This window comes from Rhodohalobacter halophilus (genome assembly GCF_001715195.1).
GTDB lineage: Bacteria > Bacteroidota > Rhodothermia > Balneolales > Balneolaceae > Rhodohalobacter > Rhodohalobacter halophilus.
Genome location: NZ_MDWE01000041.1, coordinates 16,065 through 32,103 on the forward strand (window position 1 = coordinate 16,065; position 16,039 = coordinate 32,103).

At 44.2% G+C, this 16,039-nt stretch carries 15 protein-coding genes; 2 read left to right on the top strand and 13 right to left on the bottom strand.

What is annotated here, in order from left to right; genetic code table 11:
- Positions 1–13: 13 nt before the first annotated feature.
- From BG260_RS10970 to BG260_RS11010, 9 genes are all read right to left on the bottom strand, one after another.
- The gene (locus BG260_RS10970) at positions 14–1,669 is read right to left on the bottom strand and encodes a sensor histidine kinase (RefSeq protein ID WP_083750272.1); all 1,656 of its coding nucleotides are present in this window, start codon (positions 1,667–1,669) and stop codon (positions 14–16) included.
- A gap of 91 nt (positions 1,670–1,760) precedes the next feature.
- Entirely contained in the window at positions 1,761–2,564 is an 804-nt protein-coding gene (locus BG260_RS10975; RefSeq protein ID WP_069132611.1) for a sulfite exporter TauE/SafE family protein, read from the bottom strand.
- Positions 2,564–3,340, bottom strand: a complete 777-nt coding sequence (locus BG260_RS10980) for a PhzF family phenazine biosynthesis protein (protein WP_069132613.1) — start codon at positions 3,338–3,340, stop codon at positions 2,564–2,566. Before BG260_RS10980 ends, BG260_RS10975 begins: the two co-directional genes overlap by 1 nt.
- Before the next feature lie 69 nt (positions 3,341–3,409).
- Positions 3,410–4,576 carry a tetratricopeptide repeat protein gene (locus tag BG260_RS10985; RefSeq protein ID WP_069132615.1) on the bottom strand — a complete coding sequence of 389 codons (1,167 nt, stop codon included), beginning with the start codon at positions 4,574–4,576 and terminating at the stop codon, positions 3,410–3,412.
- A 6-nt stretch (positions 4,577–4,582) separates the two neighbouring features.
- A complete protein-coding gene (locus tag BG260_RS10990; RefSeq protein ID WP_069132618.1) occupies positions 4,583–5,458 on the bottom strand; it encodes an alpha/beta hydrolase family protein in 876 nt (291 codons plus the stop codon).
- Positions 5,455–6,450 carry a pseudouridine synthase gene (locus BG260_RS10995; protein WP_083750273.1) on the bottom strand — a complete coding sequence of 332 codons (996 nt, stop codon included), beginning with the start codon at positions 6,448–6,450 and terminating at the stop codon, positions 5,455–5,457. Before BG260_RS10995 ends, BG260_RS10990 begins: the two co-directional genes overlap by 4 nt.
- Positions 6,451–6,571: 121 nt before the next feature.
- Positions 6,572–6,874 carry a P-II family nitrogen regulator gene (locus tag BG260_RS11000; protein WP_069132620.1) on the bottom strand — a complete coding sequence of 101 codons (303 nt, stop codon included), beginning with the start codon at positions 6,872–6,874 and terminating at the stop codon, positions 6,572–6,574.
- Between the two features lies 1 nt (position 6,875).
- A complete protein-coding gene (locus tag BG260_RS11005) occupies positions 6,876–7,832 on the bottom strand; it encodes a sodium-dependent bicarbonate transport family permease (RefSeq protein WP_069132622.1) in 957 nt (318 codons plus the stop codon).
- A gap of 106 nt (positions 7,833–7,938) precedes the next feature.
- Positions 7,939–8,841, bottom strand: coding sequence for a LysR family transcriptional regulator (locus BG260_RS11010; RefSeq protein ID WP_069132624.1), 903 nt, complete (start codon positions 8,839–8,841; stop codon positions 7,939–7,941).
- Positions 8,842–8,940: 99 nt separating this feature from the next.
- Here BG260_RS11010 and BG260_RS11015 point away from each other — a divergent pair, with 99 nt between their 5' ends.
- Positions 8,941–10,401 (top strand): NADP-dependent isocitrate dehydrogenase, encoded by a 1,461-nt coding sequence (locus tag BG260_RS11015; protein WP_069132626.1) that lies wholly within the window; start codon positions 8,941–8,943, stop codon positions 10,399–10,401.
- Positions 10,402–10,516: 115 nt separating this feature from the next.
- Entirely contained in the window at positions 10,517–11,191 is a 675-nt protein-coding gene (locus BG260_RS11020; protein ID WP_069132628.1) for a hypothetical protein, read from the top strand.
- A 63-nt stretch (positions 11,192–11,254) separates the two neighbouring features.
- Here BG260_RS11020 and yidD read toward each other — a convergent pair whose 3' ends face one another.
- The 4 genes from yidD to BG260_RS11040 form a co-directional block, all read right to left on the bottom strand.
- Entirely contained in the window at positions 11,255–11,518 is a 264-nt protein-coding gene (yidD, locus tag BG260_RS11025) for a membrane protein insertion efficiency factor YidD (protein WP_069132630.1), read from the bottom strand.
- Positions 11,511–13,019, bottom strand: coding sequence for a cysteine--tRNA ligase (cysS, locus tag BG260_RS11030; RefSeq protein ID WP_069132632.1), 1,509 nt, complete (start codon positions 13,017–13,019; stop codon positions 11,511–11,513). The genes yidD and cysS overlap by 8 nt, the downstream gene beginning before the upstream one ends.
- Positions 13,020–13,073: 54 nt before the next feature.
- A complete protein-coding gene (folE, locus tag BG260_RS11035) occupies positions 13,074–13,778 on the bottom strand; it encodes a GTP cyclohydrolase I FolE (RefSeq protein WP_069132634.1) in 705 nt (234 codons plus the stop codon).
- 121 nt (positions 13,779–13,899) lie between these two features.
- Positions 13,900–15,861 carry an aconitate hydratase gene (locus BG260_RS11040; RefSeq protein WP_069132636.1) on the bottom strand — a complete coding sequence of 654 codons (1,962 nt, stop codon included), beginning with the start codon at positions 15,859–15,861 and terminating at the stop codon, positions 13,900–13,902.
- Positions 15,862–16,039: the final 178 nt, after the last annotated feature.

The window sequence follows — 16,039 nt, forward strand, 5'->3', positions numbered from 1 at the left end:
GACAATATAGATCCTAAGCTTCGGTCTGAAGCTCGATATTTTTCTGCTCTTCAGGCCGAATGGGGAAAAGAATCGCAATGGAGTTTTTCTCGTCATCAAGGATCATCTCTCCTTTAATCTGTTTGGTGAGTGAACTTACCAGGCGCATTCCCAGCTCCGATTTATTCTCCCAATGAAACAGGTGAGCAGGTAGCTGACCGTTCTCCCGAACCACAATATAGAACTGTTCATCATCGGCGTAGAGATCAATACTCACAACGCCCGCCACCTCCTCCGTATATAGACTTTCGTAGACGCGACTTAAAATCTCATTCACCACCATACAGACCGGCACGGCCCTTTCCAGGTCCATCAACAGGTCACCGGCGTAGAGTGAGATATCCGCCTTGGAGCTGTGGTGACGATAATCCTGTTCCAGACGGTTCGATAGTTTGATTACATACGCTTTCAGATTCAATGAGCTATGATCCCCCGACTGTTGTAAAAGTTCATGGAGAAGAGAGATCGCACGAATTCTGGATTTTGAACCTCGCAGTGTTTCCACCATTGATTCATCACCCGTACGTTTAAGCTGAAGCTCAAACAGAGCGAGGATAATTCCCAGGTTATTCTGAACTCTGCCGTGAATCTCATTTAAAAGCAGATCCCGTTCACTCAACGCTTTTTCAAGTTCAGCTCCTTTCTTTATCAGCTTGGATGTCTTTTTGTCCACCTCCTCTTTAAGTGAGTTGTTCCATGATGAAACAAGGTAGATTCCCGTTAAACCCACAGTCAGAATAATTCCAATCGAAATCCAAAAAATGAGCTGGTAGGATTCCGTTGCCTGAAAAACTCGTGAAATACTTAAAATTTCAGCCTCCATAACCGCTTCAGAAATCGCCTGATTTCCCATAATCCTGCCGCTCACCACAAACATCAAAACCACCACCACTACCGAAGAGATCGCACCGTAAATCCAGCCGAGCGTAACCGGGGGTCTGGACTCCGTACGAATCATCCTTTCCCGCTGATGTAAAACGGCCGGAGTGAACAGAGCAAGAAGCGGCCCGACAATCAGAATGGATTGAAAAAAAGCACCTGTCCACCAACCGTTCCATATTTTCACAGTCATGATGGCATTCAATCCCTGATCCAGACTCCACACAAAAGACCCGAGCGAACTTGCCATCGCAGCTACAAGTGAAACAACCGTAAAGAAAGCCACGCTCTTGATACTTCTCAAATCCGTGGATATCGGCACACAGTAGTAGGCAAGTGCGTAAATACCCAACCCGAGAATGAATGAAAATGCAAATAGAAGCGACCATTGAATGGGCATTTCAGCCGAAAATGCGATCACAAAAGAGGAGAGAAATACCGGAATAAAACCCCACTCAAATCCCATCCAGAAAAGCAGTAGCACACCGATAATAAGCGGCGGATAGATCAGAAAGAAAGTTGCTACATTGATCTGTTCAACCTGTACGGCTACCCAGCTGTCCGGTATCATCATCAATACTGAATAGATCGATAAACCAATCAACACAACCCACCCGATGATGGCTGCTGTAACCTTTAACGGTTCGTTTTTTAATATCCCCAGAAGCTCATCCAACGCAACCGGATTCCAAATTCTGCCCGACCCCTCAAATCTTTCTTCACTCATCATCCCCTTTTGATTTAATTCCATGAATGTTAGAATAATCTAATATAAAAAGAACTTTCCGATACCGGATCAGGCGGTCTGAAATTCTAATTTTTAGAAAATGAATTTCGCTGATTTACAGCAGTTTCCAGATCATGGAGAAGGCAATTGCGATAACCAAAATGGAAAACCCGAGCTGAACTCTGCTTGCAGATGCTCTTTTATTCAGCTTTACTCCGTAAAAACCACCGATAAATGCCCCTATCACAAGCGGAAGACTTGTCCCAAAATCCACAAAACCCAGCGTAAATTCTGTTATGCCTGCCGGAGCATTCTGTACCAATGCAAACTGCAGCCAGCCGGACAGAGAGATCAGAACAATGGCCATCGAGGAAATACTCACCGCTTTCGCAATGGAGAGTCGGTAGGCCAGATTAAGCATGGGCACAAGCACTACGCCTCCGCCTACCCCTGCCAGGGATGATACCAGCCCGCCAAACCCGCCCGCGATGAACTGTTTAGAAAGTCCGGGCATTTCAGCTTTCACCTGAAGAGTGACGTTCGACTTACTGCGCCGATAGAAAAGAAGTGCTACAAACAGGAGCAGAATTACAAAAAAGGAGACAAATACATCTTCCGTGTAATACTCGCTCGTAACAATGGTCTTCCCCACATACACGCCTAAAGAACCGAGCAATCCGATTACAATCCCTTCACGCCAAAATGAATTTTTGTGATTTTTTTGCTGTATGGAACTGCTCAGCGAAGCCGTAAAGGTACAGAATAGAGATGAGGCAATCGTCCAGGAGACGGCTGACTCTACTCCCATCGATGTGAACAGAAAAAAAAGAATGGGAGTAAAAAGAAGTCCGCCACCCACTCCAAAAAAACCGGCCATCACGCCGGCTATCAATCCAAGCAGTATGAGGAGAAAAAACATCAAATCCCGAGAGTTCCGGTCATATAGGTGACGGCAGAGCCACCGATCTCTACCCTTTCGTTAAGATTTTTACAGTGAATAACCCCTCCCCGTTTAGAGAGCTGCCGTGCAGTCAGTTGATCCTTACCGAGTTTTTTTGCCCAAAAAGGCGTCAATACGGTATGGGCAGAACCGGTTACAGGATCCTCCGGAACCCCCACTTTCGGAGCAAAAAACCGGCTTACAAAATCTTCATTATTTCCACGTGCTGTTATAATCACACCGCGAGCTTCCATTCTCTCAAGGAGCTGTAAGTCGGGTTTCATCCCTGCAACCGTCTCTTCATCGCTCACTAAAACCATCAGATCCACATTCATCCCTGTATAAATGGGTATTGTACCGATCGCATCCGGAATTAATTTTGGAACCGGAATCTGGTCGGGTGGCTGCGCCGGGAAATTCATCCAATAGAGATCATCCCTTTTTTCAACCGTCAGTTCTCCGCTGTTTGATTGAAACCGAATGGTCTTTTCCCCAAACTTTTTATGAGAAAATAGTACATGGGCAGTGGCAAGCGTTGCGTGCCCGCATAAGTCCACTTCTGTTGTAGGTGTAAACCATCGAATTCGAAATGAGCCATCTTTTTGGGGAACGTAAAAAGCTGTTTCAGAAAGGTTGTTCTCCGATGCAATCATCTGCAGGATATCCTCAGACGGCCACTCATTCATGGGTACAACCGCTGCGGGATTTCCGGAAAAGATATGTTGAGTAAAAGCGTCTACCTGAAATATATCCATCTGTAATCTTTTTCCCGAAATGTACAAAATAGAGAGGACTGATACACTTCACACCCTTTGGGTAGTCTGTTAACCCCGAATCTCTTTGAGCCTGTCCCTTGCGCGGCTCTTCGTTTCCCGAGATGAATCACTCTCTACAACACGTTGGTAGTAATCTGCAGCCTGTTCAGGTAAATTCATCCGTTCACTCGACCTTCCGGCATAGTAGGCAGAAAGTGAATATATCGGCCTTTTGGAGCTATTTGGAAGATTGATCCCGGTTTGATGTGCCGTTTGAAAAGCTTCAAGTGCCTCATCAACTTCTCCCGATCTATAGTGTGCGATCCCTTTCTGATAATAGATCTCCTCTTTCAAAACAGGGTTTTGTTCCAGCTCGCCATCCTGTTCAAGTTGATCCGAAAAGACAATTACATCTCTGTACCGGTTTAACTGAGACAGAGTACGAATGTAGAGCCTCTTGTAGTAGCTGTTGGCCGGATAACGTTCAGTTAAAGAGAGAAAATAGCTGAGTGCCTCCTCATATCTCTTTTCGTAATTGAGCAGAATGTTTCCTAAAAAATAGGTCGACTCGGGACGAGCAAATACGCCCTTCTCTGATGCTGACTTTAACATCTCAAGTCCATGCTGCTTATCGCCGTCCGGCAGAAACCATGAAACAGCCCGTACCGCCGCGTAACTCTCGGGGATGTATGCCGCGTAGTAGCTTTTCATTCCTTCGGCAAAATCATTATCCGGAAGATTGGGAACCACCTCCATCAGCCTTGAGTAAGCCTGATAGGCTCTCCGGCCGATATTTGCAGCCGTCAGCCACTCTTCGCGGTTGGAGTGATGACGTGCGGTATAGCCGGTAGCAATTGCCCTGATGATGAGTGCATCGGGATGATCGGGGTGTTGTTTCAAAAGCTGGCCGGCCTCGTAATCTGCTCTTTTCATCACATTGAAGAAGTGTTCATCATACTCGGTGTTGTGCAGGTCGTTAAGTATGTTCCACCAAAGCTCCATCCCATCCCATAAAATCCAAAGCGGGTGCTCGGGGTACTGCTCAATCCACCCTGATAACAGATCACGGGCCGCGTCCGGATTACGGTTATAAAGAGAGTCTATCGCCTGTTTGGCATCTTCTTCAAACGTCTCATCCTGGATCAGAACGGGAATCTGTGCGGCTGCAGGGTCGATCCCCAAAAAGAGAACCGAACCGATGAAGAGAAGAAGAATTTTTATCGAACATTTTGGCATAAAATACTATTTCAATGTCTCAATCAGCCAGCCTTCGGTGTGGTCCAGTACCTCTTCAAACACCGGCGGGAATTTCTCCTCTTCAAACGGGTGAGAAACATTAAACGTATGCCCTGCTCCTTCAATAATCCGAACCTCTTTCTCATCGGCCGGGCAAGCCCGATACAGTTTTTCTGAATCGCTATAGGGAACAGCCTCATCCTCTTTCCCGGCAAGAAACAGAGAAGGAATGTGCAGTTCACGCACTCGCTGAATCGCCATCAATCGATCTGCATTCGCGAGTGCGTCATCATATACAACCTTTCCAATCTTCATAGTTTGATGGGTTCGGGAGTTTAAGATCTCAGTAAACCCCTTCTCTTCCCAATCCTGCTTCATCTGTTCGCTCCACCTGGCATTATAATCGGCAACGGCACTCCAAGTAATCAGGCTCATGATTTCGCTATACTCTGCTGCTGCCGCTACGGCGGTGTGTCCGCCCCGGGAATGACCAATAATTCCAATACGATCGGAGTCAAGAAGCACCCTGTCCGAAGCGATCTCCTTCTGCTTAATCGCTTCTATCACCTTTCCCACATCGTCCAGATCCTGGCTCAGCGTCTCCCGTTCAAACAGCTCAAGCTGATCAAACTCTGTCATATTTTTCCCAATTCCATTCAGCGAAAAGTTGAATGCGACCACCGCAAAACCGGCCCGAGCCAATTCTTCACAAGCATCGGGGAAAGCTCCCCAATCCTTAAAACCTTTGAAGCCGTGCAAAAAAAGGACAACCGGCACCACTGTTGACGGTGCTGCCGACGGCGAGTAGAGATCGTAATAGATCGGCAGATCCTCATTCGACCTGATCACTCCGCTCTCTTTATTTACACTGTTTGATTTCATGCCCCTTCCTTATTAAAGTCGAGTGTATCCAGTTTCACGAGTTTTCTCAGATCATTGATCTCTTTCTGCTTCAAATATCTCCACCGGCCAACCCGCATATCTTTATCATTCAAACCGGCATACCGAATGCGCTTGAGGCGTTTCACATCTGCACCAAAATAAGCGATCATTCTGCGAATAAGATGGTTCCGGCCCTCAAAAACTGTGATAATAACAATATTTGGTTTATAACCGCTGCGGCTAATTTTGGTCGGCTGAATGGGGCCGTCTTCCAGCGTTATTCCCTGAACCATTTCTGATAACTCCTCATCCGTTAAAATCCGGTCAGTCTCCACCTCATAGGTTTTTTTCACCTTGTAGCTGGGATGCATCAACCTGTGAGCCAGGTCTCCGTCATTGGTAAGCAAAAGCAGCCCCATCGTATTTCTGTCGAGTCGCCCAACCGGGTAAACCCGATAGCCGGTGGCATCTTCGATGGCATCCATCACGGTATTTCTATCCTTCTCATCATCCGTTGTGCTAATGGTATCTTTCCCTTTATTGAGCAGAATGTAAACAAACGGCTCCAGTGAAACCCGCTGCCCGTCAACTTCTACCTTGTCATCCGTGGTCACTTTAGTCCCCAGCTCAGTTACAACTTCACCGTTAATCTTCACCTTACCCGCCTCAATATACTCATCCGCATCCCGACGTGAACAGAATCCGGCATGGGCAATAAATTTATTCAGCCGAATTTCTTCGCGAAGGTATTTCTCCTGTTTTGCCCGATTGGAGAAGTTCGGCCCCTTTCTGGCTCGCTTCGCCTTTCGGGGCTTACTGCTGCTTTTCTTTTGGCTGAATGGTTTGTCTGAGTTTCTTTTTCTGTCGGGTCGTTGTCGTCGTTCTGAGCTTTGTGGGCGTTCTGAGCGTTGTTGCCGCTCTGAGTTTTGGGAGCGTTCTGAGCGTTGTTGTCGTTCTGAGCTCTGGGAGCGTTCCGGGCGTTTTTTCTTCATTTTAATAAACTAAAAAGTTAAATCTATTTTTTCCATGTTGCTGAATCTGCATAAAGATAACAATCATATTGCACCTGATTAACAATTCCAATAGTGTGCTAAAACCCGAAACGTTTTAAGGCTAAATGTATTTATCTCCCCTTACTACTTTTACAGGGTTTGCATATACTATAACTGCATAATTTTCGAAGTAATGTTCAGCAACTTCATCGATTATGTTATTTCCTACTTCTCGACTTACCACAGCCTCAATTTTGACATTTTTGCCTTCAAAATCACTTACCCTTGTCCCTCTTGACCCCTCCCCTTCAACATCGGTAATTGTATGCCCTTTACCACCATTTTTCTTGATCAGATCTACCAAATCATCCCTTAAAATTCTCTCAGATATAATGGTTACCAAAAACAGTTCTGTTAACTTCATACTAACCTCCAAACCAAGTTGCAATTAAGTAGTATAACGGAATACCCAACGTAATGTTAAAAGGAAAAGTTATTCCAAGTGATGCTGTAAGGTAAAGTGTAGGACTTGCTTTTGGTAATGCAATTCTAACTGCCGCAGGAGCAGCAATGTAACTCCCACTAGACACCATTGCAGCAAACACAGAGCTGCCCGCTACACTTAGACCTGACCAGAGCCCTACTAAAACTGCCATAAACCCAAAGAGGATAGGTACAATTATTCCAAATCCCAATAAGAAAAAACCCGCTCTTTTTAAATCACCGAGTCTGCGTGCGGTAATCATTCCAAGTTCCAATAGAAAAAGCACTAATGCCCCCTGGAAACCATTTACAAAAAATGGGGCTACCGGTTCAAAACTTTTAGGACCTGCCAAATATCCAATCATCAATCCTCCAAGCAACAAAATTATACTGCTGCCAGTTACAACTTCGTGAAGTGCTTTTTTAACAGAACCTGATCCTGAATTGATAATTTGAGGTATCATCAAAGCAACAATAATTCCCGGCACCTCCAGCAGGGCAACAAGGGCAGGAAGAAAACCCTCCGGAGAATCTCCCAAGCTTTCAGCATAGCTGATAGCAGCTATAAATGTTACTGCCGAAACAGAACCGTAATGCGCAGCAATACCCGCAGCGTTTGACACATCAAACTTACCCATATACCTCAATACTGCATATGCAATGAGTGGGGTTAAAATACCTAAGGCAATTGTAGCTACAACCGGCCAAATGAAATCAGAAAATGCTGTTGTGCTTAGTTCAACACCTCCCTTTAATCCAATTGCCAACAGTAAATAAATGGACAAGGCTTTATAGATGGGTTGCGGAAATTCTAGATCGCTCTTTACAACTTTGGCAATAATTCCCAAGACAAATGCCATCACAATAGGTGATGTAAAATTTGATAGAAGAGATTCCATTTACAATATTATGCTTTTTAGTTTAAACCCATCGAAACTAAATAAAAAAACAGGAAAATATAAGAGTGATATGTACTTATTCATCAAAATGGCTGACGAATAAACTTCAATTTATGATTGCGGGGATATTATTATTCTTTGCGAACTCAATAAAATTTCTTGCAACAGGGCTTAACTTTTTACCTTTCGGATAAACCAATTTCCAGTTATTCACATAGGGTAAGCCCTTGACATCCAACACAGAAATTTTGCCCATTTTTTCTTCGTTTAGTAAGCTGTATCGCGATACTAATGAGATTCCAATGCCTGCCATAATTGCTTGTTTAACAGCTTCGTTTGTACTCAACTCCATTACAATTTCTGGATTTATCTTTTCCCGGCTTAACAAATTTTCCATCACGAGCCTGGTTCCTGATCCTGTCTCTCGAATCAAAAAGTCGAACTCTTCAAGATCTTTCCATTGGATATTCTTTTTACTGGCAAGGTCATGGTTGGGCGAAGCCGCCAATACCAATGGATTTGACAAAAATTCGATCTGCTCCAAAGCCATTCCTTCAGGAAGTTGGGAAAAAACAGCCAGGTCACATGCATTTTCTTTTAATAGAGATGTAACTTCAATTCGGTCGGTCACTTTTAAAGATATCTGTACCTGAGGCGACTCATTTCTGAATTTCCCCAGAATGTAAGGCATGAAATATTTTGCAGTCGACACCACCACAATACTTAGCTTGCCTTTCATCACCCCTTTTAATTCATCAAGAGCCATCTCTAATAACTTAAGTTCGCTCTTTATTTTCTTTTGTGAGTTATAGAGCTCAGCTCCTGCATCAGTCAAGTAAAGCTGTTTACCTATAACCTCAATAAGGTCAATATCGAAGTGCTCCTGTAATTTCTTAACCTGTATTGAAACAGCAGGCTGGCTCATAAATAGCTCTTTTGCTGCCTTGGTAATGCTTTTGTTTTTGGCTACTGATGCAAAAACATCTAATTGATGTAGCGTATAAGACATATATAATTGTTTATGATTATGATCATTTATGTTAATTATTATTTATATAAAAAGCACCCTATTTTTTCGCCGCACATTTAACATTTAAACATATAGATAATGAGCTCTACGAAAACAATTACTGTGGCGCACGGAGACGGAATTGGGCCTGAGATAATGGATTCTACCCTAAAAATTCTGGATGCGGCTAATTCTAATCTCTTATATGAGGAAATTGAAGTCGGTGAGAAAGTTTATAATAAAGGTATCAAAGCAGGGATCGAGGATAAAAACTGGGACATCATCTCAAAGAATAATATCCTCCTCAAAGCTCCCATAACTACTCCTCAGGGAGGGGGTGTAAAAAGCTTAAATGTGACATTGCGAAAGACTCTTGGCCTTTTTGCTAATGTGAGACCATGCAGGGCTTACTATCCGTTTGTCAAAACCAAGCATCCGGATATGGATGTAGTTGTAATCCGCGAAAATGAAGAAGATACCTATGGAGGTATCGAGCACAGGCAAACCTTTGAAGTATACCAATGCCTCAAGTTAATCACCCTTCCCGGTACTGAACGGATCGTTCGCTACGCTTTTGAGTATGCAAAATCGAATGGCCGCCGTAAAGTCACCTGTTTTACAAAAGACAACATAATGAAATTGACAGATGGCCTTTTTCACGATGTGTTTAAAACAGTCTCCAAAGAGTATCCTCACATCGAATCAGAAAATTTAATCGTAGATATTGGAACAGCCAGACTTGCAGACACTCCTGAACGGTTTGATGTGGTAGTTATGCCAAATTTATATGGAGATATTGTTTCAGATATTACAGCTCAGATTTCAGGATCAGTGGGTATGGTGGGCTCAGCAAATATTGGATTAAAAACAGCTATGTTTGAAGCAATTCATGGATCAGCTCCGGATATTGCCGGCCGTAACATTGCAAATCCTTCGGCTCTTATTCAGGCTTCTGTAATGATGCTAAGGCATCTTGGCCGATTTGCTCAAGCGGATAATATTCAAAATGCCTGGCTTAAAACTCTTGAAGATGGAATTCACACTCCCGATATATTTAGTACTGATAGCAAAATCAAAGCTTCCACTCAAGATTTCACCCGAGCTGTTATCGACAGATTAGGGCAGAAACCGGTAACACTTTCAAAAGTTTCAACATCGGGTGCCGTTAAAGTTCAGATCCCAGAATTAAAAATTAGCCGGTCAGAAAACAAACCTTCTGCAACTCAAAAAAGGAGACTTGCCGGAGTGGACCTATTTGTCTATTGGGAACCACAAAATGTAAATCTACTTGCTCAAAGACTTAACGACGTAGTCGGTGAGGAGTTTGAACTGACAATGATTACAAATCGAGGCACAAAAGTATGGCCAAATGGCAATTCAGAAACTTTTTGTACAGATCATTGGCGATGCAGATTTAAATCCATGAACGGAAAAACTACCCAGTTACAAGTAGTAGATCTTCAAAAAAGGTTAACCAAACATGCTTTAGATATCATTAAAACAGAAAATCTTTATCTATTCGACAATGAACCCGCCTTTTCGTCCGGCCAAGGTGAATAAAATCGATTTAAAAGTTAGACTATCATCTATTTATCAACAGGCTTGCTATTCAGTTCAATGAAACTGACCTAGCTTTTCTTTAAATTAAGATGCTTTTTCTAACTAATTAGTAAAGATGATAGAAAACTATTTCCCAAGCGCATTACCCATTCCCAAACTCAAAGAATTTGTATCAGAAAAACTATCCGAAAAAAACCTAAACCAAAAAAATACACTATGGGCAACTTCGGTATGCAGTGATGAGGTTAATCAGAGCCTACATCAGTTAGATGAATATTTTGAAACATTTGGGCCTTTTATCCTAGGGGGTATTTCAGGAATTCCTTTCGCGGGTAAAACTGGTTTCAAGGCATTTGCCAGCCATATTCCGGATCATGGAGGTGCTTTTATTATCTATGGACCTCATGTTGGAATTACTCAAGAAGGTGAAATCGGAAAAGTACATAGGGCCGGGCAAAAACTTAACACTTCAAGTTGCGGTTCGGTTATAGGAGCACTCAATACTTTAAAGAGTGATGAGAATTCAGAAAAACCAACGTATGATTATCAGCAGGAGGAGGTGAAAAATCTTCTGCGAAATAATTGGGCCAAACTTTCCAGTTCTGATGATCAAATCATCACTGCTACAGAAATTACATATACAGAGATTAAACACGAAATCAGGGAAATTATCACGTCCTGTATTTCCTATTTAGAAGATAAGCCACTGTTGGCCGTTGGTGGAATATTGATCAATACCCACCCCTCTGATGAAGATTTATTTGATATCAGAGATATTGACTGGTATTAGAATGCTTTTTATTGATTTTAAAATATAAACTGCGACAAAGCTACATTTCTTAAAAGCGTTGGATTATAAACTTTTGTCATGATCATTCTTTTTTTTCGGAACCGGATCATAACCGGATGTGCCCCAGGGGTGGCAGCGCAGAATGCGTTTTAATCCAAGCCACGATCCCTTCAATGCCCCCCACTCTCGAATGGCCTCAATCGTGTAGTTGGAGCAGGTGGGTACATGTCGGCAGCTCGGACCCAGAAATGGCGACAGTACATCCTGATAGACTTTTACCAAGCCGATCAAAATGGCCTGAAACCCTTTGCCAATCAGGTCAAGCATCAATCTCGTAGGTTGTCTGCCCGCTTTTATCATCTTTCAGCCGGATTCCGATCTTCATCAGATCATCCCGGATTTTATCGGATGTTGCGAAATCCTTCCGTTCTCTTGCTTCCGCTCTGATTTCAATTAAGAGCTGAACCAGTTCATCCGTTTTGCCACTGTCCTTTTCTGACAAACTTTCAAGGCCCATGATATCGAAAACAAAGTCATTCACGGTTTTTGCCAATGTTGTAAATGCAGAAAGTGAGACGGAATCTTTGTCCAACTGCCCGTTATGAAGCGCATTGATTTTGCTGCTAAGATCAAACAGCGCCGCCAGAGAGAGAGCGGTATTAAAATCGTCATCCATTGCACCCCTGCAACGTTCACACGCCTCCACAATTTCATCGTCGGCATCGCCGCCTGTTCCGTTTATGGGCGGCTCCATCTTATTCAGTAGGTCCACAGCGTTCATCAAGCGATGGTACCCTTTTTCTGCAGCCAGAAGGGCTTCATTCGAAAAATCGATCTTACTGCGGTAGTGGCTCTGTAACATTAAAAAGCGAACCACCATGGGATCATACGCTTTATCCAGTTTCTCGTGATCACCTGAAAAGAGCTCCTCCAGGTTGATGAAATTACCGGCACTCTTGCTCATCTTGGCACCGTCAATTGTCACCATATTGTTGTGCATCCAATAGTTGACCGGATCGTGGCCGTGAGCGCCCCGGCACTGCGCAATCTCTGCTTCGTGATGTGGAAACTGCAGATCAAGCCCTCCGCCGTGAATATCAAACTTCTCTCCCAGATATTTGGTACTCATGGTTGTACACTCCAGGTGCCACCCGGGAAAACCCACACTCCAGGGTGATCGCCACCGCATGATGTGTTCGGGGTTCGCTTTTTTCCAGAGCGCAAAATCGTGCGGACTCTTTTTTTCGTCCATTCCTTCCGTATCGCGGCTGCCTGACTGCAGATCTTCAAGCACTTTTCCGGAGAGTGTACCGTAGTCGTTGCTCTCCCGATATTTCATCAGATCAAAATAGACGCTGCCGTTTACCACGTAGGCAAAACCGTTTTCCAGTATCTTTTCAATCAGCTCAATCTGTTCAAGAATATGTCCGGAGGCTGTCGGTTCAATACTCGGCCGAATGCAGTTCAGGGCATCCATTCCCTCATGATATTTAATCGTATAGGTCTGAACCACTTCCATCGGTTCAATCTCTTCCAAACGAGCTTTTTTGGCAATTTTATCCTCACCCTGCTCGGCCTCCTCATTTTCGAGATGCCCCACATCGGTGATGTTGCGAACATAGCGGACTTTATAACCCAGATATTTCAGATATCTGTACACAATATCAAACGTGATGGCCGCACGTGCATGGCCCAGATGCGGATCCCCGTAAACCGTTGGCCCGCAAACATACAAGCCCACAAATGGAGGATTGATCGGTTCAAACAGTTCTTTCTTTCTGCTTAAACTGTTGTAAAGGTGAAGAGAAGATTTCTGCTTTTCAGCCATCCTTATATGGGTAAATTTATTCGTAAATGTTCAACAATCCGACCTAACAGAGGTTTAAACCATATCGGTTTGAGCTTTGATATAGTCGATGAATCTCTGTTGCGTCAACTCATCCTTGAACTTGCCGCGGTACTCTGTCGTTACCGTACTGCTCTCGCGATCCTGAATTCCGCGTGTTGATACGCAAAAATGTTTACTCTCAATAAATACGGCTACATCCTTCGATTCCAGTGCAGTTTCCAGCTCATCTGCAATCTGAAGCGTCAATCGCTCCTGAACCTGAGGGCGACGCGAGTAGTAATCTACAATCCGGTTAATTTTAGACAGGCCGATCACTTTACCTGTGCTGTAGTAGGCAACGTGAGCTTTTCCAATAAACGGCAGGAAGTGGTGTTCGCAAAATGATGTCACATTGATATTCTTCACCACAACCATATCGCTGTAGTCGTACTTGTTGCCAAATTTTTTGGCATCAGGCTTATTCTTTGGGTTGAGCCCCTGAAATACCTCTTTTACAAACATTTTTGCAACTCGGTGTGGCGTTCCGCTCAAGCTCTCATCCGTCAGATCCAGCCCCAGCGTTTCCATAATTTTCGCAAAGTGCTTCTCAATCTCTTCAATTTTTTCGCCGTCAGAAAGCTCAAAAGCATCGTCTCTTAAGGGAGTTTTTACCGATGTAGAGATGTGATCGTCACCAATTTCTTCTGCATTTGTATGATTCAGTTCAAGTGAATCAACTGCACTTTTTTCTTTACTCATTGATTATAAATCTGTGTATAAATAGTAATTTTCAGAGCCTTAAAGTTACGGGTTCCTGCTTCAATATCATAATAGATGAATTGAGGGGAATCCATAGTTAAAAGTGATCTGAACCACATTTTTAAGAACTCTTCTCCTTCTTAAATGTGTTGATGACTCCGCCATCCAGCAGGGATTTCAACTGTCGCCCGCTCAAGGTATGACGCACTGTAAATTCAGCTCCTTTTGTTACGTTTTTTACAGTGATCTCATCCCCGGATTTCAGCTGTCCGCGGATGTCATCAATTTTGATGCTATCGCCCTTGTCGATCGATTTATAATCTTCATCCTTTATAAATTCGAGCGGGGCGATACCGAAATTAGCCAGATTCTGCCAACCGATTCTCGCATAGCTTTTTGCAATGACTGCGCGCTGTCCGAGAAACCTGGGGGCAATGGCTGCGTGCTCCCGGCTCGAACCCTGTGCATAGTTCTCACCGGCGATCACAATATGGCCTCCGTGATTCTCTTTCGCCTCAACCGCTCGGTCATAAAAGCTCTCATCCACAACCATAAACGAAAATTTACTGATCTCCGGAATATTGCTGCGATACGGCAACACCTCTGCGCCCGCTTTCAGAATCTCATCCGTTGATATGTCGTCTCCCATTTTCAGCAGAACCGGAACTTCAAAGTCTGAGAGCTCATCAAAATCGGGCATTGTGGAGATATTTGGCCCTTTTTTGAGCTCTTTATCTTTCCCGTTCTTAGTAGGCGCAATCAGCATCTCTTTATTGATTATGTAATCTTCCGGGTCGCTGTATTCCGGCCACTTCATATCAAAGAGTTCCTCCAGGCGTCGCGGGTCGGTAATCTCTCCCGTCAGAGCTGAGGCCGCTGCCGTTTCCGGGCTCACTAAAAAAACCGAATCCTCCTTGGTTCCTGACCGATCCGGGAAATTACGGGGCACGGTTCTCAGACTGTTCTGTCCGCTTGCAGGTGCCTGCCCCATCCCAATGCAGCCATTACAACCCGCCTGATGGATTCGGGCACCGGACTGCACAAGGTGAAGCATCACACCGGTTTTAACCATATTTTCGATAATTTGTCGCGAAGTTGGATTTACATCCAGGCTCACATCATCGTGTATTCGTCTGCCTTTCACAATCTCCGATGTGATCCAGAAATCACGGTAACCGGGATTGGCAGACGAGCCCACATACGATTGATAAATCGGTTTTCCTTCCACTTCCGAAACAGGAACCACATTGCCCGGACTGCTTGGAAGGGCGATCATCGGTACAAGTTCATCCAGCACAACTTCTTCGTATTTATCGTACTTTGCACCATCATCCGCTTTCAGTTCAGTCCACTCATCTTCACGGTTATTCTGCTTCATAAACCGGCGAACCTCCTCATCTGATGGAAACACTGACGTAGTTGCCCCCATCTCTGTACCCATGTTGGCAATCACGTGGCGGTCCATTGTACTCAGCTCTTTCAAGCCCTCTCCAAAATATTCAATCACGTAGCCTCTGGCTCCTTTTACATCATATCTACGAAGCATTTCGAGTACCAGATCTTTTGCACTGACCCAGTCGGGCATGTTTCCTTTTAGCTCAACACCCAGCACTTTTGGCATTTTCAAGTACATCGGTTCACCCGCTATGGCAAACGCCACATCAAGTCCGCCTGCGCCGAGGGCAAACATACCCATGCATCCTGAGGCGGGTGTGTGGCTGTCTGAGCCGGCCAGTGTTTTGCCGGGTGTAGCGAAATGCTCCGTATGAACCGGGTGACTCACACCATTGCCCGGACGTGAATACCAGATTCCAAACCGATCCGCTGCAGACTTTAAAAAGACGTGGTCATCCGGATTCTTATTATCGGTTTGAAGCAGATTGTGATCTACATACTGACAGGAGAGCTCCGTTTTGGCTTCATCAAGCCCCATTGCTTCCAGCTCCAGCATGACAAGTGTGCCGGTTGCGTCCTGGGTGAGAGTCTGATCAATTTTCAATCCGATTTCCGAACCGGGTTCCAGTTCTCCTTCTACGAGATGAGACTTAATGAGCTTTTGTGTAACATTCAGTGGTTCCGACATAGAAGCGTGCATTTTATTAAGCGTTTGCATACTATAAGGTTATCACAGAAAATTTCGTTCAATGCTCTATTCGGGACTGCCTTCAAATGCTTTAGGGAGCTGATAATGCTCATTATGTGAGTTTGTTAGGAATTTTCGGCAATTTTTCCGTTTATTGAATAAACAGATCATCTACAGG